The sequence below is a fragment of the Paenibacillus sp. J2R1T-4 genome (assembly GCF_059692235.1).
The window spans coordinates 1-21844 of sequence record NZ_JCAUBA010000006.1; the positions used below are offsets into that span (position 1 = coordinate 1).

The 21844-nt window shown below is 45.7% G+C and carries 25 protein-coding genes and 1 tRNA gene; 10 read left to right on the forward strand and 16 right to left on the reverse strand.

The window, feature by feature from the left end:
• On the forward strand, nucleotides 1-151 hold a 151-nt coding region (locus AC58QD_RS12065; RefSeq protein ID WP_497333966.1), incomplete at its 5' end, for an IS3 family transposase.
• Nucleotides 152-287: 136 nt separating this feature from the next.
• Here AC58QD_RS12065 and AC58QD_RS12070 read toward each other — a convergent pair.
• Nucleotides 288-575: a DUF3055 domain-containing protein gene (locus AC58QD_RS12070; protein WP_497333440.1), complete on the reverse strand. Its 288-nt coding sequence runs from the start codon at nucleotides 573-575 to the stop codon at nucleotides 288-290.
• A gap of 188 nt (nucleotides 576-763) precedes the next feature.
• Between AC58QD_RS12070 and AC58QD_RS12075 the strand changes: the two genes are divergently transcribed.
• On the forward strand, nucleotides 764-1180 hold the full coding sequence (locus tag AC58QD_RS12075; RefSeq protein ID WP_497333442.1) for a DUF1885 family protein: 417 nt from the start codon (nucleotides 764-766) through the stop codon (nucleotides 1178-1180).
• Between the two features lie 89 nt (nucleotides 1181-1269).
• Here AC58QD_RS12075 and AC58QD_RS12080 read toward each other — a convergent pair whose 3' ends face one another.
• Nucleotides 1270-1566, reverse strand: a complete 297-nt coding sequence (locus AC58QD_RS12080; RefSeq protein WP_497333444.1) for a DUF1292 domain-containing protein — start codon at nucleotides 1564-1566, stop codon at nucleotides 1270-1272.
• A gap of 121 nt (nucleotides 1567-1687) precedes the next feature.
• A complete protein-coding gene (locus AC58QD_RS12085) occupies nucleotides 1688-2302 on the reverse strand; it encodes a stalk domain-containing protein (protein WP_497333446.1) in 615 nt (204 codons plus the stop codon).
• A gap of 166 nt (nucleotides 2303-2468) precedes the next feature.
• Between AC58QD_RS12085 and AC58QD_RS12090 the strand changes: the two genes are divergently transcribed.
• The gene (locus AC58QD_RS12090) at nucleotides 2469-2633 is read left to right on the forward strand and encodes an aspartyl-phosphate phosphatase Spo0E family protein (RefSeq protein WP_497333448.1); all 165 of its coding nucleotides are present in this window, start codon (nucleotides 2469-2471) and stop codon (nucleotides 2631-2633) included.
• Here AC58QD_RS12090 and AC58QD_RS12095 read toward each other — a convergent pair.
• Nucleotides 2624-5155: an EAL domain-containing protein gene (locus AC58QD_RS12095; RefSeq protein ID WP_497333450.1), complete on the reverse strand. Its 2532-nt coding sequence runs from the start codon at nucleotides 5153-5155 to the stop codon at nucleotides 2624-2626. The two genes, AC58QD_RS12090 and AC58QD_RS12095, sit on opposite strands and share 10 nt — an antisense overlap.
• Nucleotides 5156-5286: 131 nt before the next feature.
• Complete coding sequence (locus tag AC58QD_RS12100) at nucleotides 5287-7638, reverse strand: FdhF/YdeP family oxidoreductase (RefSeq protein WP_497333451.1); 2352 nt, start codon at nucleotides 7636-7638, stop codon at nucleotides 5287-5289.
• 127 nt (nucleotides 7639-7765) lie between these two features.
• Between AC58QD_RS12100 and fdhD the strand changes: the two genes are divergently transcribed.
• Nucleotides 7766-8569, forward strand: coding sequence for a formate dehydrogenase accessory sulfurtransferase FdhD (gene fdhD, locus AC58QD_RS12105; RefSeq protein ID WP_497333453.1), 804 nt, complete (start codon nucleotides 7766-7768; stop codon nucleotides 8567-8569).
• Between the two features lie 56 nt (nucleotides 8570-8625).
• Here fdhD and AC58QD_RS12110 read toward each other — a convergent pair whose 3' ends face one another.
• Nucleotides 8626-8820 (reverse strand): hypothetical protein, encoded by a 195-nt coding sequence (locus AC58QD_RS12110; protein ID WP_497333455.1) that lies wholly within the window; start codon nucleotides 8818-8820, stop codon nucleotides 8626-8628.
• Between the two features lie 213 nt (nucleotides 8821-9033).
• Here AC58QD_RS12110 and AC58QD_RS12115 point away from each other — a divergent pair, with 213 nt between their 5' ends.
• Nucleotides 9034-9786, forward strand: a complete 753-nt coding sequence (locus AC58QD_RS12115; RefSeq protein ID WP_497333457.1) for an MBL fold metallo-hydrolase — start codon at nucleotides 9034-9036, stop codon at nucleotides 9784-9786.
• Nucleotides 9787-9875: 89 nt separating this feature from the next.
• Here the strand turns inward: AC58QD_RS12115 and AC58QD_RS12120 are convergent, their stop codons facing one another.
• Nucleotides 9876-10118: a DUF3892 domain-containing protein gene (locus AC58QD_RS12120; protein WP_497333459.1), complete on the reverse strand. Its 243-nt coding sequence runs from the start codon at nucleotides 10116-10118 to the stop codon at nucleotides 9876-9878.
• 124 nt (nucleotides 10119-10242) lie between these two features.
• Between AC58QD_RS12120 and AC58QD_RS12125 the strand changes: the two genes are divergently transcribed.
• Nucleotides 10243-11838: an ATP-binding protein gene (locus AC58QD_RS12125; protein WP_497333461.1), complete on the forward strand. Its 1596-nt coding sequence runs from the start codon at nucleotides 10243-10245 to the stop codon at nucleotides 11836-11838.
• Here the strand turns inward: AC58QD_RS12125 and AC58QD_RS12130 are convergent.
• The 6 genes from AC58QD_RS12130 to AC58QD_RS12155 form a co-directional block, all read right to left on the reverse strand.
• Nucleotides 11835-12275, reverse strand: coding sequence for a GNAT family N-acetyltransferase (locus tag AC58QD_RS12130; RefSeq protein WP_497333463.1), 441 nt, complete (start codon nucleotides 12273-12275; stop codon nucleotides 11835-11837). The two genes, AC58QD_RS12125 and AC58QD_RS12130, sit on opposite strands and share 4 nt — an antisense overlap.
• A gap of 37 nt (nucleotides 12276-12312) precedes the next feature.
• Nucleotides 12313-13089, reverse strand: a complete 777-nt coding sequence (locus AC58QD_RS12135; RefSeq protein WP_497333465.1) for an ABC transporter permease — start codon at nucleotides 13087-13089, stop codon at nucleotides 12313-12315.
• 1 nt (nucleotide 13090) lies between these two features.
• Complete coding sequence (locus AC58QD_RS12140) at nucleotides 13091-13900, reverse strand: ABC transporter permease (RefSeq protein ID WP_497333467.1); 810 nt, start codon at nucleotides 13898-13900, stop codon at nucleotides 13091-13093.
• Entirely contained in the window at nucleotides 13881-14900 is a 1020-nt protein-coding gene (locus tag AC58QD_RS12145; protein WP_497333469.1) for an ABC transporter ATP-binding protein, read from the reverse strand. Before AC58QD_RS12145 ends, AC58QD_RS12140 begins: the two co-directional genes overlap by 20 nt.
• Nucleotides 14901-15138: 238 nt before the next feature.
• Nucleotides 15139-16443: a S8 family peptidase gene (locus AC58QD_RS12150; protein WP_497333471.1), complete on the reverse strand. Its 1305-nt coding sequence runs from the start codon at nucleotides 16441-16443 to the stop codon at nucleotides 15139-15141.
• Between the two features lie 84 nt (nucleotides 16444-16527).
• Nucleotides 16528-16821: a hypothetical protein gene (locus tag AC58QD_RS12155; protein ID WP_497333473.1), complete on the reverse strand. Its 294-nt coding sequence runs from the start codon at nucleotides 16819-16821 to the stop codon at nucleotides 16528-16530.
• Nucleotides 16822-17133: 312 nt separating this feature from the next.
• Here AC58QD_RS12155 and AC58QD_RS12160 point away from each other — a divergent pair, with 312 nt between their 5' ends.
• Both AC58QD_RS12160 and AC58QD_RS12165 read left to right on the forward strand, forming a co-directional pair.
• Nucleotides 17134-17520 carry a plastocyanin/azurin family copper-binding protein gene (locus AC58QD_RS12160; RefSeq protein WP_497333475.1) on the forward strand — a complete coding sequence of 129 codons (387 nt, stop codon included), beginning with the start codon at nucleotides 17134-17136 and terminating at the stop codon, nucleotides 17518-17520.
• Between the two features lie 100 nt (nucleotides 17521-17620).
• Entirely contained in the window at nucleotides 17621-17926 is a 306-nt protein-coding gene (locus tag AC58QD_RS12165) for a 4a-hydroxytetrahydrobiopterin dehydratase (RefSeq protein ID WP_497333477.1), read from the forward strand.
• Nucleotides 17927-18177: 251 nt separating this feature from the next.
• Here the strand turns inward: AC58QD_RS12165 and AC58QD_RS12170 are convergent, their stop codons facing one another.
• Nucleotides 18178-19368 (reverse strand): HD-GYP domain-containing protein, encoded by a 1191-nt coding sequence (locus tag AC58QD_RS12170; RefSeq protein WP_497333479.1) that lies wholly within the window; start codon nucleotides 19366-19368, stop codon nucleotides 18178-18180.
• Between the two features lie 353 nt (nucleotides 19369-19721).
• Here AC58QD_RS12170 and AC58QD_RS12175 point away from each other — a divergent pair.
• Nucleotides 19722-19794 (forward strand) — tRNA-Val (locus AC58QD_RS12175).
• Between the two features lie 183 nt (nucleotides 19795-19977).
• Here the strand turns inward: AC58QD_RS12175 and AC58QD_RS12180 are convergent.
• Nucleotides 19978-20607, reverse strand: a complete 630-nt coding sequence (locus tag AC58QD_RS12180) for a YhcN/YlaJ family sporulation lipoprotein (protein WP_497333481.1) — start codon at nucleotides 20605-20607, stop codon at nucleotides 19978-19980.
• A gap of 386 nt (nucleotides 20608-20993) precedes the next feature.
• On the opposite strand from AC58QD_RS12180, the gene AC58QD_RS12185 reads away from it, so the two are divergent.
• The gene (locus AC58QD_RS12185) at nucleotides 20994-21242 is read left to right on the forward strand and encodes a hypothetical protein (RefSeq protein ID WP_497333483.1); all 249 of its coding nucleotides are present in this window, start codon (nucleotides 20994-20996) and stop codon (nucleotides 21240-21242) included.
• A gap of 198 nt (nucleotides 21243-21440) precedes the next feature.
• Here AC58QD_RS12185 and AC58QD_RS12190 read toward each other — a convergent pair whose 3' ends face one another.
• The gene (locus AC58QD_RS12190) at nucleotides 21441-21809 is read right to left on the reverse strand and encodes a YmaF family protein (protein ID WP_497333485.1); all 369 of its coding nucleotides are present in this window, start codon (nucleotides 21807-21809) and stop codon (nucleotides 21441-21443) included.
• Between the last annotated feature and the right edge of the window lie 35 nt (nucleotides 21810-21844).

Here is a 21844-nt window from a genome sequence, read left to right on the forward strand (position 1 = left end):
GTTTCTGTATTTGAAGGAATTTGAGAGCATAGAACAATTCAAACAAGAACTAGATAAATATATTGAATACTATAATCACAAACGAATTAAGTCAAAACTAAAAGGCCTGAGACCGGTACAATACCGAATTCAGACCTCACATTCCGCTTAACAAAATAAACTGTCTAACTTTTAGGGGTCACTGCTTTTCCTGGACGGTTATTGGCGATTGAGTTCAGTTAGGCGCGTGGACGGGCATGAGGATGGGTTACGCCCTTTTTGTGCTTCTTTCTGTTCTTGCCCCTTGTTCAATATTGATCGCTTGCTGGAACCATCGGCATCCGCTGCACCAAGAAATCTGACAGCTCTCTAGCCTCCTCTTCCTTCAGCTGGAACGCTTTTTGCAAATGGGTCAGATTCGACAAATCATCTGCGTCAAGCAAAGAAGACTTATTCGTTTGCATGCAAATGACCAGTGGTTTGCCGAAAAAATACTTCGTATAAACAATAGCAAAATCATAGCGTGAATTGTCAGTGGCAAAACCAGTAAAATTAACTTGCGCCTGCTCGGTCAGATCATAGAATCGTTCAAACATACGATCACGCTCCTACCGGATGATTTGTCAGAATATTTTATTTATTTAAATAATATATCATCCATTGCTTATTTTGACCATATTTTTTTGCGGCAGCTTGGTTGTAATCTCTGTTTGTGCGCCTTGAAATAGACCAGATGAAGTGCTATGATGATCAAGAACTTGTATGTATAAAAGGTGGTGTCCTCATGGCGCAAAGCGCTTACATGTATTTGACCGACGGTTCGACCGTCCCATCGATTACAGTAGATGAGCTTAAAGAACGGTTGCTGCATTATAAGGATCAACTCAAGAAGACCGGCAGCCAGCTTGGTTGGGATTATTCGGACACTGCCTTTCCTTACTCCATTGAATCGAAGCCTGAAGGCGAGAACAAATGGTTTTACTTAAAAGGTACAGATCCATCCTACAAACACATGATATTAGGTATTGGAAAAGAAGTTAATGAGACAGACCGCTCCTTCGTTCAAGTCGTTCTCCCTTCGGGTGCAACGCACGGCGATAAGGCTAAGGGCAATGAACTTTGCAGGTACCTGGCCAAAGTATTGAAGGCTGAATTGCATTTATTCAACGGTAGAGTGATGTATTTCAATCCACGTAAATAGATGCACGCTTTCGCTTATTCCGCTTATTAATGAGAATACCCACCGATCCGTTGTAGTAACTGGAGCGGTGGGTATTGTTACGGAATAGGTTATTTCGAATCTTCTTCCACAATTTGATTGTAAATAGCAGAAACGCGTTCCCATTCTTCATCGTCTTCAATGTTCACCAAGAAGGCGTCTTCGTCTTGCTCTTCCACGCGGAAGATCATACCGTCCGATTCTGGGTCGTTCCGATCAATCATAACTGCGTATGCTTGATTCTGGGATTCGAATGTGTAGACGATGACCATCTCATGCTCTTGACCATCCTCGTCCGTAACTAGGAACACATCCTCTTCGTGATCCTCTCCATGATCGCAATTCTCATCGTGCTTATGGTCGCTCATGCAATACCCTCTTTTCTCGATGAATTAATAACCTAGCCTATCGTAACATTTTGCCCATTTCGGGTCAATTAATGGAAATAGCGATACCCTATTCGGTATATCGCTATCCCCTTAATAAAATTTATTCGGATTGGATTACTTTATTAGAGACAATCGTATAGCCATCCTTATCTTCCAGCTTCATGAGGAAGTTCACCTTGTACTCTCCATATGCGTCGAAAGTCACGCCTTGGAAAGGCCATGGGTACCAGAAGCTTTCCTTCTGATCATTAAGTAATTCGGGATCACTGCTGCGAAGTATGCTGCCGTCTGGATGAATAATCTCAATCTTGAATGAGTGAATGGCGGTCTTGAGATTGTCTACTTGAGCGAAGATGACAAAATCGATCTTGTCTCCTCGCTTCACTTTGCCGAACGGTTGCTTGATGGAATAATCCTTGTTCACATCTCTGGCTACGAACATATGTACATTGGGTTTATATATATCCGCCGTGCTGGTGGAATCGTTCCACTTCAATAAACCTTGCAGCGAATCGGTCAAATCTCTCATTGGAAGCACTGCTCTTCCTGAGATCACAAAAGCTGGAATTTCTCCTGTAGCTACTTCAGTGTTATTAATCGTTACCTTCACCTTCGAAAAGCCTTGAAAATCTCCCCATGGTGAACTGGCATATGCTATTCCCGCACCCAACAGCGTAAATACAAGGGTCAGCACAACCAAGCGTTTTCCTTTCATGTAATCAAACCTCCATCTCAAATTCTTCTGCTAGTATATACTCCCTTTTGTCGAAAGAGTTGCGATCACGTGAATGAAAAAAAAGATGGGAACTAGTACCTTTTTCCGAGTATTTCTAGTAAAATAATACCAAAGCGATCAAAACTGTATGGAAGTGGGAAATCGGATGCCTAGTGACCCTGGACTTGAAAAGGAAATTCATGAATTACAAATGCTGCTTAATGCTACTGCCAAGCGGTATAAGTTCAATCTTGGGCACCCTCGTGTACTGGAAGTAAGCCAAAAGTTGGACCGACTTATTCTTCAAGTTATGAACCCCAATCATAGATAGGCTTGCCTAGGAATTTGCAGGCTGCCCACACTGATTAATTCAGTCATTGTGGCTGCGTTTAGCGGAGTGCTGAAGTAATATCCTTGAGCATCGCCGTACTCCAGTTTTTTAAGAAAGTCATACTGTTCCGCGGTCTCGACTCCCTCCGCAACAACCTTCAGTTGAAGCTCCCTTGCTAAGGTAACAATGGAAGAAGTAATCGCCCTGTCTTTCTTGCCTTGAGGAACATCTTTAACAAAAGAGCGATCAATCTTGATCCCGTATATCGGAAGACGCTTTAATTGGTTGTAGGAAGATAACTCTGTTCCGAAGTCGTCTAACATTACCTTGATCCCTGCATTTCGCAATTTATCCAGTTGGGGCAAGGTAACGTCGAGGTTCTGGAATATTCGGCTTTCTGTAATCTCTATCTCTAGATACTCCGGAGAAAGTCCAACCGAACCGAGTATCGAAGTAACAGTGGGCGCAAGCCTTTCCCGCCATCCGGGATGCAAGTATACGTTGACAGCAATCGGAATAAAGAGACCAATCTCTTCCTGCCATCTTTTGTTTTGCTTACAAACCTCGTTCAATGTATATTCATCTAATTGAATAATCCAACCGTTTTCTTGAAGAGAATCCAGAAAATCCACCGGCAGCAGCAGCCCCCGTTCAGGATGATTCCATCGTAATAAAGCTTCCATTCCCGAAATGTGCCCTGTCTTCAGATCGAACATTGGCTGGTAAAATATTTCGAACTCCTTCTGCTCAAGTCCTCTTGCCAGCTCCTCCTCCAATTGGGCGCGGTGTTCAAGCTGCATACCCTTAGGCTCGGTTGCGAACAATACTCCATTTTTACCGCCTGACTTCACATTGTACATAGCTGTGTCAGCCTTTTGCACTAGCAACTCCCAGTCTGTACCGTCTTTCGGATACATGCTTACCCCTATACTAGCGGAAACCTCGACTTGATTGCCTCCAATAACATATGTATTTTGAAGGACTCCGATTAATTTGTTGGCTACATTCAATGCATGTTCAGGCTCGGTCAGATCAGTCAATAGAACAATAAACTCATCTCCGCCCACACGCGATACTGTATCGCTCTCTCTCAAGCAGGAAGTAAGCCGGCTTGCCATGCTTTGCAACAGCCTGTCCCCGGTATGATGCCCCAGGGTATCGTTAATTTGTTTGAAGCCATCCAGATCGATAAACAGGATCCCAATCATGGTCTTACTGCGCTGAGCGTGCGAGATGGCTAGCCGCAATCGATCCTCCAATAAGAAGCGATTAGGAAGACCCGTCAATGCGTCGTAATAAGCTTTGAGCTTAATCGATTCTTCTGCTTCCTCTTTCTCAGCCATGAGTTTTTCAAAAACACCTGCCATCACATTGTACGCTGTTTCTATGCTCTTCAACTCGTCTTTTGTGTGGAGATTGACCCGGGCTGAGAGATCCCCTGACGCTATACGCATCGATGTTCGCTGCAGCTCTGAAACTGTATTGACCACGGATAAGTAGAAGCCAGTAAAGATGCAAGCAATTAATGCAAGGCCAGCCAGCAAAAGCAGAAGGATGAATAATCGCATTCTCTCATACTCATCAGTCTGTTCTTGAAGCTTAATGTTCAGCATAGGCACGAAGCTGTCGTAGAGGCGATTTACGGCTTGGATAGAGGCATCTCCCGATTGATACGCCTCCAAGCTAGTAAAAGGAACTTCAAGTGTATAAGTAAGCGCTCCTTCCATCATGCTGCCAAATTCATCCACCATATTCTTGTAGGATCGGATGTTCTGTCCTAGCTGTATGGGGTCTTCGGAGTTAACTAGTAGAACCGTGCTATTAGCCTCTAAGCTGTTAGCATGGCGTCTCACTGCTTCTAGTAATCGAGAAAGCCGCAGCTTCTGCTCCATCATAATTGTCCGCGAGGCAGATACATTGATTCCGATATTAAGGATTGAATCCAGCTGCATCAGAGCTTCCGGAAGCCGATCAGCCACTGCATTCCCGAGTAGCCGTCCTTGTTCATCCCTTAACTGACGAATACCGGAAACATCGGCGACATGAGCCAAAAGCGAATAGGTATCATTGATAGCTTGGTTATAAAGCGATATAGCATCCATCGGTGCCAACCAACCCGATTTCTGATCAAGCTCAATCAATTGCTTCCGAATGGGCTCCCACCGATCCATCATAGTAACCTTTTTACTGAATTGATGATCCAGGGATTGAATGATTACCGCCCTCTCTTTTACGCTTTGAAGCCACTTGTCTCTTTGAGATTTGTTATTGCTGGAATCAGCCAAGATTTGACGAATATATGTATTTCGAATCATTAAGGTATCATTTGCAATGTGTTGTAACGCGTTGTGATACTGAAGTCCATTTTGGCGCACATCACCTCGTGAGATCCGCTCGGAAATATCATGCATAATCCATGTTGTAAGAGCACAAATCGGGATGACAAACAAGAGCACAATAATATAAAGCTTTTGCGGATATTTCAATTGGTTCATAAGTCGCACAATAGGTCTGAGCAGCATAATTGTTCTTCATCCAAACTGTTGTAAGGTAAGTTCCGATTGGATTTATATTCCACATAAACTACTAAAATCCTGCAAGATTAGGTCTATAGTCCTTAATATTACTTAAAAAGGAGCAAAATCTCTCTAAATCACCCTGGTTCTACTTCCAGCTCTTCTATTCGCCGTTCCGCATATCTTGTATCCTTGTGAGCAATATAGGTTTCTGCCTTCTCGACTACGACCGCTGTATTGTATTCTGGAATACCTGCATATGGCTCGTAGACTCCCTTGGGAAGCACCACATTCCCTTCCGGCCAATACATCTCAATGTTACCCTTTTTCATTTCTGCATAAAGCGCCCGTCCGATAAAAGTCCCATATTTATTATAGATCGCTATCGCTTCTCCATTACGAATTCCAAGCGCTGCCGCATCTGCCTCATGGATCAGAATATTATCGCGTGATGCATTATTGAAGGGGTCTTTCTCGCTGTATACCATCGAATTGAATTGCTTTCCTCGACGCGTAGTAACGTAGAAATGTCCTTCCGGCTTCCGCAGATCAGGCTGTTGAATAGCTAACAGTTTCCCTCGACCATCCTCAGTCGGACAAACGCCCTGCTCACATAACCAAGCTCCCCCATATTGGAACACATCCCCTTTACGTTGCAAATGCTGAACTCCTTCATAGTAAGGGACAGCAATCGCGATTTCGTCGCGGATATGCTGTGCAGAGTCAAAGCCTATGAGATGCCTGCGTTCCGGGTACACTCTCTGCGCCAAGTCCACATAGATCTCCCATTCCGCGCGCGCTTCCTCAATCCGGGGACCCTCGATCTCCGGGCTGAAATAGATCATTCTTTCTGTGCTTGTTGAGGTGCCTCCACCCGGCTGCTCATACCTGGTCATTGCCGGGAGCAGGATGACTTCCTCTTGCGCGTCAGCAAGCGCTGACGTATTCAGAATGATATCCTGATGGACCCGGAGCTCGACTGCTTCCAAGCAAGTACGGACGAATTCCGGATCCGGCATCGTCTCCAGGAAGTTGCCGCCGCTCGTATAGAACAGGCGGGTGCGCCTTTCATGTGTCTCGGGCAAGAGCGCGTTCTCGAGCGTCAGGCCGACGATGTCCCCTTCCCATGCGGGAAGCTGGAATCCCCACAATCGCTCGAACCGCTCGCGGTTCGAGGCGTCGCTTGGGATTCCCCCCGGGAGGGACATCGGTTCCGCGCCCATCTCGCCGGCGCCTTGCACGCCGCTATGGCCGCGGATCGGCATGACGCCGCAGCGCTCGCGGCCGAGAAACCCGCGGAGCATGGCGAGGTTCGCCACCTGGGACACATTGTCGGTCCCGAATCGGTGTTGCGTGAGTCCCATGCTCCACACGAACACCCCGCTCTTCGCCCGCGCCAACAGCTGGGCGAAGTCCAACATGTCCGTCCGCGTCAGGCCGGACGAACGCTCAAGCACGTCCCACGGCAGTGCCTGGACGTGCAACCGCAGTTCGTCGATGCCCTTTGTATGGGCCCTGACGAACGTCCAATCTATGGCGGAGCCGCGCTCCTGCTCCTCCATCTCGAACCAGTGCTTCATGACTCCGTTCATGAAGGCGATGTCCCCGCCGATGTTCACCTGCACGAACGAGTCCACGATCTTCGTCCCGAAGAGCGCGCTCTCAGCGATCGAAGGGATCCAGTAATTCTCCATCGACGGCTCGCGATAAGGATTAATCACAATAATCTTCGTTCCCGCTTTTTTGGCTGCATACATATACTTCGTGGAGACAGGTTGATTATTCGCAGCGACAGAGCCCCAGAAAATTAGCACATCGGTACCGATCCAGTCCTTATAGCTGCAGCTTGAAGCGGAAATGCCGAGTGAACGTTTGAGCGCTGTTTTACTGGGGGAGTGACAAATACGGGATGCATTATCCACATTATTCGTACCCAGGAAGCGTGCTACTTTTCCTGCAGTGTAATAAACCTCGTTCGTGATCCCGCGAGCAGTGAGATAAAAAGCCAATTGCTTAGGATCTATGCTGCGAATTTTCGCTGCGATCCGATCCAGCGCTTCATCCCAACTTAGCCGGGTGAATCGGGTCTCCCCTCGCTGCCTGGACATCGGGTAAGGGATCCGACCTAGCTTACGCAGGGACGTGCTGTCCATAGCGCGGAGCTTCTCAATATCCTCGAACCAGTGGGATTCAATCGCAGGCATAGTGTTCAGTCTGAGCACATTCAAACGTGTCGTGCACAGATGGGGTCCGGTCAAGGTCTGATCCCGCAAGCCAGACACGCCGAGCGCGCAGCCATCGCACACGCCTTGTGTGAGAATTCGGTAAGCATACGGCAAATTATCTCTATTCTCGTACACGACCTTGAGCGTATCAAGAATATGATGCGGTTTGACTTTGCCTAGCCCCAGCGGCATCTTGCTCGCCCATAATGAAGGCTTAAGCGAGGAATCCAACTTGATAGGTCCGGTGTGTTTCGTTTTCCCCATAGGAACACTTCCTTAATTGGTTATTAGTTCAAGACTATATCTTCGTAGCGATTTCCTATATGCTATATCATATCACGGGTGAACTAGAGCTTCACCCCTTATTCCTGTCATTGGGAGGGACTTTTTGATGGAACACTTACCTATCACTTCACCTTGGTCCATTCGTCGATATACGAACGATAACTGGGAGGAGTTCGAGGATCTAATAGTAACGGAGTATCCCTTAACGCTTTATGTCAATGATCGCGAATTCGCAACCATTGTATGCACCCCTGACAATCTGGAGCCTTTGATCATCGGCTTTCTCACTTCAGAGGGTGTCATTCGGGCTCACAGTGAGATCGAATCCATCCTTATTGATGAAGCGCAAGGCCGTGCTTTTGTTGATTTACATCAGAAATCTACACTCGATCCTGCCCTGTTCTCCAAACGCAGAATCTCTTCCTGCTGCGGAAAAGGCAGACAATCATTTTACTTCCACGCCGATGCCCAGACGGCCAAACCGATCTCAGATACGGCGAAGCTGCGTCTCTCTCCTGAGCAATGCTACTCTCTAATGAAACAATTGCATAATTCCGCAAGCGTTCACCGTCAGACGGGAGGCGTTCATCAAGCCGCTCTCTCGGATGGACGCAGCCTGTTCGCAGGATTCGCAGACATCGGGCGCCATAACGCGCTTGATAAGTTGTATGGCCACTGCTTGATGACCCACACGGCAACAGAGGACAAAGTAACGGTGTTCAGTGGGCGACTCGCCTCAGAGGTCGTACTGAAAGCAGTGAAGATCGGCTCCCCTATTCTATTGTCCAAGTCCGCACCTACAGATCTTGCTTTACAGTTAGCAGAAGAGCTCGGTCTGACTGCAGTCGGATTTTTACGCGGCTCCGGAATGAATGTGTATACCCATGCTCACCGCATCATTGAATGCTAGCTCCTTTGCGAAACTAAAAAGAACGGCAACCTCGTATCGAGATCACCGTCCTTCCCTTAAGCTTTATACTTGGTCAAGATGCAGGGCACGCCTTTTCCGACGGCTCCAGGCTGACTCATCTTATCCAAATATCTTAATCCTCTAGCGCACTGTTTCTTACATACGAAGCATACGTCGGATGTTACCAATTTAAGCTGATACGAGTTATTAGAACTTGGGGGCGGCTGCTTCTTCTTTGACTTCGTAGCCATAATGCTGCATGCTCCTCTCACATGAACAGACTTCTGCCTTCTCAAGCAGTTTATGGCCGGCCTATGGAAGCGGACTCCGCGAATGACGGGGGTCCCGTAAGTTTTGTAAATTTTCGTATAATATCATTCTTTTTTTTTCTATATAAACGTGATAAATTAGAAGGGATGCAAAAAAGGGCTTACATGCCTCTTTATCGAAGAAGGAGGTTAATTATGCAGTTTCAGCTCCAAATGATCGGCACTGGCAGTGCTTTTGCCAAATCCTACTACAACAATAACGCATTGATATCGTATAACGATTACTCGTTCATGATCGATTGCGGCATCACAGCTCCGTGGTCGCTTCACCGGATGAATATTCCCATGCGTGACATTCAAGGCGTATTGGTTACTCATCTGCATGCCGACCACATTGGGGGGCTCGAGGAATATGCTCTTCGTATGAAATATGCGTATAATACCAGACCTACTCTTTACATTGAAACCGATTTAATAGACACCCTATGGGACAATTCTTTAAAAGCAGGCTTATACCACTCCTTGGAAGGTCCGCAGACGCTAGAGAGTTACTTTGATATTGTTCCCTTGAAAGCAAGTGTTCGTCAGGAAATCTTGCCAGGCTTCAGCGTTGAACTGATCCGGACGAAACATTACGCTACTCTGCCCAGTTATTCCATTGTGCTGAATGATAAGCTCTTTTATAGTGGCGATGTGACCTTTGATCTTGCCCTTATTGAAGAGATTGCGTACAAGAGACAATGCGAGTATTTGCTCCATGATTGTCAGCTTGAAGGACCAGGCATAGTGCACACCACGCTTGCCGAACTGCTAACCCTGCCTGAAGACATTCAGGAACGGGTGCTTCTCATGCATTACGGAGATACGATGCCAACCTACATAGGCAAGACCGGCAAAATGACATTCCTAGAACAACATAAGCCCTATCATTTTCATTTTCCAAATTAATGGTCGCACCAAAAGATCCAAGCCCTTAGGCTTGGATCTGGGATGTTTCCATACGACCTTGCTCAACTCACTAATGCGTATTGCAGTCATTAGAAATTCGGGAGATTATCCAGATTATTGCTAGGATCTCCATCTGCATCACCGCGGATGTAGAGCTCGCCGTCTCTTCCTTTGAATGCATTTACCCCTTGGATCGTACCGAGGTTAACTTCTTGTAAAGCTTGGTTGTAATCCAATACGCGACCGGAAGATGTTTTGAACGCGGTCAGATCGCCATCGCCGTTTTTTTGCACAGCTACGAATGATTCTCGTTCAGGTCTATTAGATTCCATCGTCTTTTACCTCCATCACAAATTCATTTCGGCTTAGTATTCCCGAAGAACGGCACTTTATTAGTCCTGTTTCCGGCAAGGAATGGAACGATTATTGAACTTGAGTCATATGGAGGTTTGATCAATGGTATATCGCATACTAATCCCGCTCTATACAATTCTGGTGCTAATCTCCTCTATCCTGCTCGGAAAGTCATTGAACATCTGGCTAACGGTTGCGTCAGGTGCATTGTTTCTGTTGGCTTACTTTCTAGAGCTCCGCTTTTCTCGAATACAAATAATCCGGCTAGGGCTGCTCGCTCTCGTCCATTGGCTCGTTAACATCAACTGGATTTTACCCGTGTACTTGATCTTGCTCGGACGAGATTCCTACCCCAACAAATCACTTCTCAAGCGATTGGCGTTATGGCTCCTCTATACCGCAACTTATTCGCTAATCCGATTAACATACAATCCTGTCACGACATATAATCTGCTTCTCACTCTGTATGATGCAATCTCATTCGGCCTAGCAATTTATATTAGTACTTACTTGTCCAGTGCCGAGAAAAGCAAAGAGAATCTCGATACCCAGAACCGCCTCTTATCCACTCATGACGCGTTGACCGGGCTGCTCAACTATGAAGAATATCATCGTCAAGTTGACCAGTTGATTCGGAATAAGACGCCGCTCATTCTTGTAATCATTGATTGCACCGATTTGAAATCTACCAACAGTGTTCATGGATTTGCCGGTGGAGATCGCATTTTGAAGGAAATCGCTGAGCTGCTCAAAATTGTATTCTCGGATGCCTATGTAATTGCTCGCTATGGAGGGGATGAATTTGCTCTCGTCACCCATGCCAAGCAGGCAGAGCAGCGGGTAACTCATATCCACCAACTGCTGGAGTCGGAGATTCCGAAGCTTACCGGGGTGCAAATCACGTACGGCTTCTCGCTCTATCCAACTGATGGTACGAACAAGGAACAGCTGATTCATGCTGCAGAAAAAATGTTATTCGCTATGAAAAGCGAGATCTGGATGAAACGAGAAAACCATATGGTCCGATCTGAGAAGCTTCGCGTTGTTGGTGAGTTAGCTTCTGGCATGGCACATGAAATTCGCAATCCTCTTACGACTGTTAAGGGATTCTTACAGATTTCCAGATCGAATCAATACAATATTGAACCTTGGTACGAGCTGATTATGGATGAGATTAATCGAATGAGCGAGCTTACCGCAGAATTCCTGCAATTCTCCAAGCCGCATGTCGCTCACTATAAAATCCGCCCGATCCATCAATGCATCCACCGCGTCATCTCTCTAATGGAATCAGAGTCAGTACGCCTAGGCCACCAGATTATTTACATGCCTGAGAACCCAGAGCTTGAGATGCTGATGGATCAAGATAAGCTTGTACAGCTATTTCTGAATCTGGTGAAGAATGCATTCGAAGCCATGCCGGAGGAAGGAATCGTTACCATACGCTTATATACAAGTGACAACTATGCCGCTATTGAAATTCAAGATACAGGCAAAGGCATACCTGAAGCCGAAATGGATAAAGTATTCCACCCCTTTTACACAACCAAAGACAACGGAACTGGCTTAGGTTTGTCGATTTGTCATAAGATTGTACAAGACCATGGCGGAAGCATGGAGGTGGAAAGTAAGGTCCAGGTCGGCACGACCTTTCGTCTGATGCTCCCGCACTCTAAGCAGACTGAAGAAGCCAGCTAGAGCACCTTCTTCATCCGTAAATGTTCAATTCCCGCATCATCAAATGGAGCATCCGAAATGACCGTGTATCCTTGCTTCTCATAAAACGAAACGGCCTGTACCTGCGCGTCCAATACTGCAAATTTGTATTGCTCTGATACCGCTTTGCTCTCCATTGCCTGCAATAGAAGTCTTCCGTACCCTTTACCCCGATCCTTCTGAAGAACGGCTATACGCTGCATCTTCGCGCTTCCTGGTTCATACATCTTCATCCGGGCTGCGCCCACTGCTTCGTTTTCATCATCCACTAGCAGAAAATGAATGCAGGAATCCGGTGACACGTCGTACTCATCTACTTCAAGTTCCTCTGCTACGCCCTGCTCAGCCACGAACACTTCCTTCCGAATGCTTAAACACTTATCTAGCTCCCGTTCATCTTTTACAATTATGACTTTCATATTCTCATTCCCCTCATCCCTATCATAATTCGACCAATCACATGCGCATCGTAATTTGATTCCCTGAGCTATACTTTCGCAGGCCCCTGTAGAACAAGGTGATGCTTCCAGCCGTTAATAATAACGTAATTCCCATTAAGCCTGACAAATAGGGCCATTCTATATGGCGAAGCAGACCTATCGGCATGTAGCTTATGAATCCCGCCGGAATTACAGTGAACAAGATTAGCTTACCCACACCATGAAAAATTCCAGTCGGATAAGTGGAGAACGTTAGGAACCCCATATTCATCTGGAAGCCCAACCCTTCTGCATTTCCCATGTAAAAGGCTAAAGACTGTACCAACACATTAAAACAAATAAAGATCAGAGTGGCAAGCATCAGGGCGGTACCAAATTTGATAATACCTAGCAGGTGGTGGTCGCCGAATATTCCATATAGGATAAGGGCAAATGCAACATCGCCAATAGCCGATATCGACATCCTGCTTACTAGAAGATGGGGAAGAACAGGCTTCGGTTGGACGAGGAAAGGCTCGATCAAACCATTGGCAACCAAATTCGCTATCGTGAAGCAATTGCCGAAGAATACCGCTGCCAAGCCGAATCCGCCTGCTCCGATCGCCCACATCATCATAACATCCTCGAAGCTCCACCCATTCACGACTTGGAATCGGTTGAAATAAATGCTCCAGTAAAAAATCCAGACGAAATTATTCACGAGCATCATCCCGGCCGTCAGAAAGAAGCTCATTCTGTATTCAAGTGCTCCAGCCAAATTAAGCTTCCAACAAGTATACATCAATCGAAACATCTTAACCCCCGTTAACATGCAGCTTTTTCACCCCTCTCCCATACAACGCGAATACGCCTATTACTAATCCTAGTATCCATAACCATTGAACAGCAACCATCCGGATCCAAGCTGAGACTTCGAATTGAACCGCAGTTTTGGCTGAGAAATAAGCTACGGTCTGGAAAGGAAGCCACTCACTAATCGACTGCAGAATACCGGGGAACATCTCCAAAGGCAGCAGCATTCCTCCAATTGTAAATAACAGCTTTTGGTACACAAAGTCCAGTCCCCTAGTCTCCTCCACCCAGAAGGCGCATAACGCAATTAACATATTCATCGCGTATTGTACAGTGAAGGAGCCGAATAGAACGATACCTAGCGCTGCCAGCTGCCAACCGCCAGGGAAGCTCCAACCGTAAAGGGCAATGCCTAATAAGCACCCGATCAGAAGGTTCACAAATAACCGCACAGCCGCTTCTCCCATGAAGCCGGAGTAGTGATAGAGCACGTAGTGCATGGGCCTGATTAACTGATATCCCACATCCCCGTTCTTCACTTCCATCTCTACTTTGGCAACCAGCTTAGGCGTGGATAAGATGACAGACTCCGCTATAATCAAATACCAGATCATCTGTTCGTAAGAATACCCTGCAATAAGATCCGTTCCTTCCCCAGCGAATGTCACACTCCATAGCTGCATGAAGATGTACAGAATCAATATCAGGAACAAGGAGCGAATGATGAAATCGGACACATAGGCAAGATGGCTGCGAATCGTAATTCGACTAATCGCCCCATACTTGATTAGTTTAGCGGTGAACGATCCCATTTGGTGATTCCTCCTTACCGGTCCGCTCGTATATTCTTGTTATGATCTGCTCCATAGGAGGATCTTCAATCGTTACATCCTCTAGCCGGTAATCTCTCACAATAAGGGACAGAACGGATTCGATGGATATTCTTGAGGTGTCCACGGAGAGCTTCAAGTCTAATCCGCTGTTCGTGACTACCTCCACTCCTTCATGACGAAAGGGCAGATTAGCTGATGACTCTCTTAGCCTCAACACAATTGTTTTTCTTGTGAAAAAAGTTCGTTTCAGATTCGATACCAGATCATCCAGAATAATCGTTCCATGATTTATTACAATCGCTCTGCGGCACAGTTGCTCCACGTCACCTGCATCGTGTGAAGTAAGAAATAGAGTTGTCCCCTCTTCCCGGTTCATTTCGAGTAACAATTCACGGATCTTGTATTTGACAATAACATCTAACCCGATTGTCGGTTCATCTAGAAAAACGATATCAGGACGGTGCAGCAGGGCCGCCGCCATCTCACACCGCATTCTCTCTCCAAGCGACAGCTTTCGGACCGGTGTGTAAATATACGGCTGTAATCCGAACCTCTCGATGAGCTCATCACGACGACGCTTATAATCAGCTCGCCCGATCTCATAAATACGAGACATTAACTCGAAAGTATCGACTGGCGGGAGATGATACCATAGCTGTGATTTCTGTCCGAATACGGTCCCAATGCGAAAACCGAGCTTAGACCGTTCTTTCCAAGGACAATAGCCTAACACCTCGGCAGAGCCAGCGGTAGGATGCAGAATCCCGGTTAGCATCTTAATCGTAGTTGATTTACCAGCTCCATTCGGTCCGAGGAAAGCCACGAATTCTCCTCGTTCTACCTCGAGATCGATTGGATGAACGGCTACTTTACTCGTGTACTCCGGTCGGAATAAAGCTTGAAAGCTCCTATAAAGCCCTTCCTTCTTTTGCTTAGCCTGAAACGTTTTACTCATTCCCTGAACACGTATCGCTTTCAACTGTGAATCCTCCCCGTAGTTTAGTTAATTAAAGCAGCAAAGACCCCCGACAAGCCGCCTTTGCAGGCGGAACTTGCCGGAGGTCTTTTATCCCTACGGTGTAGCGCGAGTACTCCAGACCAGCGCTCGGCCTCGCTCGGTTCGACAGCGTCTGCATCATGATTGATGCGCGCTTCGGATCCCTAGAAGCCCTCCCACTTATTTACAACATATTAGCACGTGTTGGATGAACTGACAATTACTTTTTCTCCCTTTTGATCTGTGATTTGATAGCGAATGTCACGTTAATTTCTCCGCTGCCTTGCGCATTCGATCCTGCATTACGCAGCCTGACAACCCTCCTCTTCAAGAGAGCTTTAATTTGCCTCGGGGATAATCTTGGATTCTTTTGCAGCAGTTGAGCAATTGCACCTGCAACAATAGGGGTAGACATGCTGGTTCCGGACATGCGGAAATAGCTTTTCCCTACCCGGCTGGAAGGTTCATTCACATCCAGGAATGAACCTGGTGCGCGCAAGGAAATGATATTGACCCCTGGTGCAACCAGATCGGGCTTCACCCCTCCCCCCGCAACAGGGCCTCGACTCGAGAACGGTGCAATCGTATCGTCAGTTTGTCGGAGGGTTCCACGATCATTTGCAGCCCCAACCGTAATAATTCTCGGATTAATGCCAGGCGTGTCAATTGTACTTCTACCCGGCCCCTCGTTGCCAGCAGCAGCGACCACTACAAGACCCGCATTCCACGCTCGAGTCGCTGCCTTGCACAAAGGGTCTGTATTGCAATTCGTCGCTCCAGGCGCCCCGAATGACATATTCACGATGCGAGTTCCAAATCGTTTCTTGGTCCGCAGAATCCAATCCAAGGCTGCAATTACATTGGATGTATCGGCCGAGCCTCTACGATCGAATGCTTTAGCTACAACCAGACGGGCGCGCGGAGCAGGTCCTTTAAACTTTCCGCCCGAACTTAATCCATTCCCGGCTGCATCACCTGCAACATGAGTTCCATGACCGTTATTGTCATAGGGTTGCTTTCTCCTCCCAACGAAATCACGGAATGCAGCAATTCGATTTATTGGTTTGATGAGATCAGGATGTTTGAACACTCCTGTGTCAATGATTGCGATTGTAATTCCTTTCCCGGTTAGCCCTTTTCTTTGTAAAGCAGTAGAACCAATGGAAGGTGTAGCTACATTTAAGCTAATACGCAGCTTCCGATCCAGATGTACATGCTTCACGGAACCGTGGCAGCACAGCTTGTGCAAGCAACGCGCATGCACATGAGCGGCCACAGATCGAATCACGTGTAATTTGCGGCGAACCCGGAAGTGATGAGGCTGACTTGTTACTTTAGACTGCAGCCCTTGGAGAAGCTTCGAAGATGGATGCTTGCCAAATTCTATGATGACTTTTACATTAGAACTCGCTTTCGCCGCATGCTTAGTCCATTGCAGATAATGACGAAGCGACTTTCCCATCTTGGGATGAAAGCTTATTGCGGGAGTATGCTTCTTGTGTGAATGGTTCTTCTTTGCACTCACGCGAACTGTTCCTCCTCTGCTCTAGAAGTACAAAAGGAGAACGGCTGGGCCGTCCTCCGATCACATGTTTACATGGGTTACTCTTTAACACTTCCCGCGTGTAACAATCACAAGCAGGATGAACAAGACAAGAATGATGCTTGTGTTCGAGCACGGATGGTGGCAAGGCCCGTGATCATATGCTCCCGCAACTGGCATTTGTTTAATATGAACGTTGCCGTGTGCAGGGGATACATGTTGCGGCATATTGCTCATAGGCATAGTATGAGGCATATTACTCATAGGCATAGTCAGAGGCATGTTTTGAGCTGACATAACAGATGGGAATGGGGCTTGCATGGCGGCTGGGCTCACTGCAGGTTTTTGCATGTTTTCCATAAATCCACCTCCCTTATCGTACGATACATCAACAGTCTATGGGGATGCACCTAGATGGAACACGGTAAATACCCAGATTCACGAGAAATTGAGCATTCGCCTAGAATAATCATTCTATCCATCCATTGACAAGTGCACTAATGGTCTATGTTCGATTATGGAAAAAGATGGGGACAAATTAGTGGGCATTCTATCAAGATTGGTTCGGTTTGTTCAATGATTTGTCATAAACATAAAGCTTAGTTGAATAGATTCTGCTCTAAAAGTATCGTATAATTCTTTAAGTGACATTTCGACGAGGAGGGGTTCCATATGTATAAATGGTTAATGTCCGTATTATTTTTCGGCGCTTGCGCATTCGGCTTGATCTTTCTGGCTGTAACTGCCGCACCTGAGAAGTCCGAAGACGAATTAGCTGCTGCTGATGGGGTGAAACAATTGAAGCTGGTAGCCTCCAACTTTCAATTCGACCAAGCAGAATACAAGGTAGCCGTGGGAGAAAAGCTTAAAGTTGTTCTCACTAACAAAGAAGGTAAACATGGTGTTGAGATTGAAGGTCAAGGTCTCAGTATTGAATTAGGCGGTAAAGAAATGTCCAAGGAAGTTACTTTTGACAAAGCGGGCACTTACAGTATCGTATGCTCCGTTCCTTGCGGCGACGGTCATGTAACTATGAAAAGCAAGATTGTAGTAGCATAACAGATGTGAAAGAACAACGGCGTCGTCCTTCGAAGGACGGCGCCGTTTATCTAGTTAAAGCATACAATACTAAATTATAAAAAGAATGGGAGAGGTTAAAATGGATCGATTACAAGACGATGAGCTGCTTAAGCAGCTAGAGTTGTTTCCAGGCTGGGAGCGCAAGGATCAGAAATGGTTAGTTAAGAAGTTCCGATTCCAAGCTTATATGGACGGCATTCTCTTCGTCACTGCAGTGGCCCAAGCTGCTGAGAGCATGCAGCACCATCCTATGATAGCCATCGATTACAAACTCGTCACTTTGAGTGTCACTACATGGAGTGCAGGCGGGATAACTTCGTTGGATTTCAAGCTAATGGAACAGTCCGACAACTTGTATCAAGCCAGTAAAACTAAAAAAGAATAAGAAAACCCTCCAGAATCCGGACAGTAACGGTATACTCTATATCATTTCTTTATTGCAACTAGATTCAATCCGCATGGCTTCAGACCGCTAAATAATCGAGAAGTTTCAATGGAAGTAAAATTTCATATTTATAAAAAAAAAGGGGTGCCGATTATCGGCATCCCCTCTTCGATAAGTCAAGGCTTAAGGCTTCCACCAACACCACCAGCACATAGATCTCACCTCCTTTACTATCCTTATCCAAATCCCGTCTAAATTGCAGCAGTAGAAGCAACCTGCATAGCTGCAGTCATTCGGTCCCGATTCTGAATGTAATCAACCCAAAGAGGAAAGATTTCTTGAAAAGCTTCTACTACTTGAGGATCAAACTGTTTCCCTTTTCCAATAATAATTCGTTTATAAGCTTCGTCTACAGGTAACGCATCCCGATAGGAGCGCATAGTAGTCATTGCGTCGAACGCATCGGCCACAGAAGTGATCCTGGCTAGAACAGGAATTTCATCTCCCATCAACTGATCCGGGTAGCCATTCCCATCCCAATGTTCATGATGATGTAAGATTACATCTACGCTGTCTCTCAGTCCCTCAATGCCTTTCATAGCGTTTGCACCTACAACCGGGTGCGTTTTAATAATGTCGTATTCCTCTTCTGTCAGAGTAGTTGGCTTCGTCAGTATGTAATCAGGAATGTTCACTTTCCCTACATCATGCAGGAGGCAGGCGTAGTAGAATGTTTTTAATTCATCTTCTGAGAATTTTCCCATGCGATGTGCAAGCAACAAGGAGAAATGTGCAACACGCTCACTATGCCCCCGCGTATAAGGATCCTTCAGCTCGAGTGTCGCTACAATACCTTTGACGATTTCTTCAATCTGAGAGCTATAAGAGTCCCGTACCGCACGTACATAGTCAAGAAATCGATTCAATAGAATGTAAGCAACCGATCCGATCACAATAGCAAGCGAAATCGGTATAATAACTAATCCTGTGTGTAAAAGTGTTCCTAATATGGCATACTTCAGAACAATTCCAGCCAACACTATAAAGAAATAACGCCTGTTCAAGAAAATTGGGGTAAAGATTAATAGTAAGACATCCCCAATATTGCCACTTTGATATTCATGCGCTGTACCCCAATAGATCATCAGTTCGTTGATCATTGTAGCTGATAAGAAAACTGCTAGATATACATACTTGATTGGAAAAGGATTTTTCCCACGAATCCAATAAATCGCGAGCGGAAGTAAAGCTAGTTCAATGCCATACAATCCATATCCTAATCCGCCTTCGTTAAAGCCAATTGCATCGTCTGTGAAATTTGGAAATACATAGTAATAAAGATAATCGAAAATCACTTGCAGTAAATAATAGAGAATCAAGAAAAGCTTGACTGCTCGTTGCTCCTGATCCAATACCGTGTTATGTAGAAATCCTCTTCGCATTCTCTTACCCCTCAGCCTCTATAAGATGTTATTATTTTGCATGTGGCATGATTTAGTAACATTGTTACGTTCGACAATGCAGTAAACAAATCCTTCTTTCTCCCCGCTGACAAGCAAAAAAAAATGTGATAACGCAGACTTCTGACCTATTTTCGCAGGATATTAGGTTGCTTTCCACATACTGAACAGAATCGCATGCTGTCAAACTAGACTCAAAGTCTCTGTTTGGCAAATACTAATATTATTCGACAAATGCCCAGATTAGTAGATTCTATAAATAAGTGATTTGTTTGGTTGACATCCTGCATAATTGTTGGTATTATAAGAAACGTTCCCAAAAAATATCCTATTGTGACTTGTTAGCTCAGCTGGGAGAGCACCATCTTGACAGGGTGGGGGTCAGTGGTTCGAGCCCACTACAGGTCATCACCGAGAAGCCTTGATATATAAGGCTTCTTTTTTTATTTTATATTTCAGTGGGCAAAAAAAGACGTTGGCTATCTGGAAAAGATAGCAAACGCCTATTAATAATTTATCACCAAATGACGGAATTCGGAGCTGAACCTTTGCTCCTGCAATATCAGATTGCTTCTCCAATTAAACCATTTGTTACCGAGTAGCCGGGGAAGGGGCTGCATTGGTCGGGAACACGCGTTTCGCCATTGTGTTGAATTCATTAATGAAGCCAGAAACCGGCTTGCCCGCATGAAGATCTTGCATATAACCATTGACTCTTCCAACGAAATCGGGATTTGCGGAAACATATACATTCTTGATGTTCGGATGCATCTTTTTCACCTCATCCGCGATACGCGTCTTCACTTCGTTTTTACCTTCCACATCTTCGCCGTTTCTCGTCGAAACTGCAACATATGCGCTATGGTCCGTCAGCAGTACATTGGCGGATTTGATCGGCTCTACGCTGGCTAAATGATTCGCAACGTCATGCGCGGCTTCCATCCTCGTATTGTTGTGCATGCCGCCCGACAAATCAGTACCAGTTGTTCCGGGGTTGGTGCCGGTCATGCCAGTTGGATTCCTATAATCGCTCATGCGGTGTATGCCATCCCGATGGTAACCGGTCAAGCCATCGATACGCATATCCTGATTGGGACTCGTGCCGTGTTGTAACGGACGGTAGTTGTTCGTTCTTGCTCCGTCGTGACGAGCAGTACATCCGGCCGCCGACAAGGCTAGAAGTGAAGTGAGAAGCGCCAACCCGATCGTTTTCTTGTTCAATCAACTCAGCTCCCGTCTTTAGTTTGGTTAATGGTGAACACTCATTAAGATGTTCAGTCACAGTATCAAACATACTTTCCGGGCAGGAGCGAATCGATGGAAAAACAATTAATTTTTATATGAAATCATATCAGAAAATTTGATCCATGCTTTATTAATTGGTTATTTTGCGCTTAGGCATAACTAGTAATTCTTTCCAGTCTTAATAGCGCCTCTTTCAGTGAGGGGATAAGAGCTTGATTTATCGAATATCAACCCTTGTCCATGTCTAATCGAATCGCTCTCTCATACTTTACAATATCTTTAGTTATGGGAGGTAGTTTTGGAGATGGAAGTTTATACTAGCAGTACTAAAAGAAAAAGAAAACGTAATAAATGTAACCGGAGTGGAAACCGCAGTAACGTCAACCGCAGTGGAAACCGCAGTAACGTCAACCGCAGTGGAAACCGCAGTCACGACAATCGCAGTGAAAACCGCAGTCACGGCAACCGCAGTGGAAATCGCAGTGGAAATCGCAGTATCGGCAACCGCAGTGGAAATCGCAGTATATGCAACCGCAGTATTGGCAACCTCTTTGGAAATCGCAGTATCGGCAACCTCTTTAGAAATCGCAGCTGTAGATGCAGATTTCTGATCTAAGCACATGGTGCCCCGGTAAAGACACGGATACGTTAGCCTCTTGCTGAGGAAATATGCTTGGTTGTCAGGAATCATATTTAAACAGCCCCTAGAAGTATAGGGGCTGTTTGTTCGTGCCCGAAGGTTTTGCACCTCGTCTCATTATTGCTAAAGGATTTTTGAATTGGAATATATTAAATGGATCTTGTTCAACTTATACAAGAGGTTGTTGAATTAACGTAGCGAAATTAAACTGATGTACGTGGCCATCATTTAGTGTAGTCATTCCTTTTACAAAGTGTACATGCTTGCCATTGCCAACAGAAATTGCACGCCCGGTTCTTATTTTTTTGAGATTATGAAAATGGTTCAAAAAGTCGGTGTTCGTAAGGTCTATTTCATGGATATGACTGTTACCTACTCGTATCACTTGACCGGTAACACCTGCAAAACGATGATTATGTCTATCCGCGCCTTGTTCTGCTAATTTAGTACTGCCTTCAAATTCATGTACATGCGTCTGCCTTCTTGTTACTTTACTCTTCCTTGATATTTGTTTACTCAAATGAGTAATACCTCCCATGAGTTTAATTATACACATGGTATATTATTAGCAAT

Bases quoted from the DNA above. Each gene is read 5' to 3' on its own strand.
- AC58QD_RS12070 (WP_497333440.1), bottom strand. From the start codon at position 575: ATGTTTGAACGATTCTATGATCTGACCGAGCAGGCGCAAGTTAATTTT.
- AC58QD_RS12075 (WP_497333442.1), top strand. From the start codon at position 764: ATGGCGCAAAGCGCTTACATGTATTTGACCGACGGTTCGACCGTCCCA.
- AC58QD_RS12080 (WP_497333444.1), bottom strand. From the start codon at position 1,566: ATGAGCGACCATAAGCACGATGAGAATTGCGATCATGGAGAGGATCAC.
- AC58QD_RS12085 (WP_497333446.1), bottom strand. From the start codon at position 2,302: ATGAAAGGAAAACGCTTGGTTGTGCTGACCCTTGTATTTACGCTGTTG.
- AC58QD_RS12090 (WP_497333448.1), top strand. From the start codon at position 2,469: ATGCCTAGTGACCCTGGACTTGAAAAGGAAATTCATGAATTACAAATG.
- AC58QD_RS12095 (WP_497333450.1), bottom strand. From the start codon at position 5,155: ATGCTGCTCAGACCTATTGTGCGACTTATGAACCAATTGAAATATCCG.
- AC58QD_RS12100 (WP_497333451.1), bottom strand. From the start codon at position 7,638: ATGGGGAAAACGAAACACACCGGACCTATCAAGTTGGATTCCTCGCTT.
- fdhD (WP_497333453.1), top strand. From the start codon at position 7,766: ATGGAACACTTACCTATCACTTCACCTTGGTCCATTCGTCGATATACG.
- AC58QD_RS12110 (WP_497333455.1), bottom strand. From the start codon at position 8,820: ATGGCTACGAAGTCAAAGAAGAAGCAGCCGCCCCCAAGTTCTAATAAC.
- AC58QD_RS12115 (WP_497333457.1), top strand. From the start codon at position 9,034: ATGCAGTTTCAGCTCCAAATGATCGGCACTGGCAGTGCTTTTGCCAAA.
- AC58QD_RS12120 (WP_497333459.1), bottom strand. From the start codon at position 10,118: ATGGAATCTAATAGACCTGAACGAGAATCATTCGTAGCTGTGCAAAAA.
- AC58QD_RS12125 (WP_497333461.1), top strand. From the start codon at position 10,243: ATGGTATATCGCATACTAATCCCGCTCTATACAATTCTGGTGCTAATC.
- AC58QD_RS12130 (WP_497333463.1), bottom strand. From the start codon at position 12,275: ATGAAAGTCATAATTGTAAAAGATGAACGGGAGCTAGATAAGTGTTTA.
- AC58QD_RS12135 (WP_497333465.1), bottom strand. From the start codon at position 13,089: ATGTTTCGATTGATGTATACTTGTTGGAAGCTTAATTTGGCTGGAGCA.
- AC58QD_RS12140 (WP_497333467.1), bottom strand. From the start codon at position 13,900: ATGGGATCGTTCACCGCTAAACTAATCAAGTATGGGGCGATTAGTCGA.
- AC58QD_RS12155 (WP_497333473.1), bottom strand. From the start codon at position 16,821: ATGGAAAACATGCAAAAACCTGCAGTGAGCCCAGCCGCCATGCAAGCC.
- AC58QD_RS12160 (WP_497333475.1), top strand. From the start codon at position 17,134: ATGTATAAATGGTTAATGTCCGTATTATTTTTCGGCGCTTGCGCATTC.
- AC58QD_RS12165 (WP_497333477.1), top strand. From the start codon at position 17,621: ATGGATCGATTACAAGACGATGAGCTGCTTAAGCAGCTAGAGTTGTTT.
- AC58QD_RS12170 (WP_497333479.1), bottom strand. From the start codon at position 19,368: ATGCGAAGAGGATTTCTACATAACACGGTATTGGATCAGGAGCAACGA.
- AC58QD_RS12190 (WP_497333485.1), bottom strand. From the start codon at position 21,809: ATGGGAGGTATTACTCATTTGAGTAAACAAATATCAAGGAAGAGTAAA.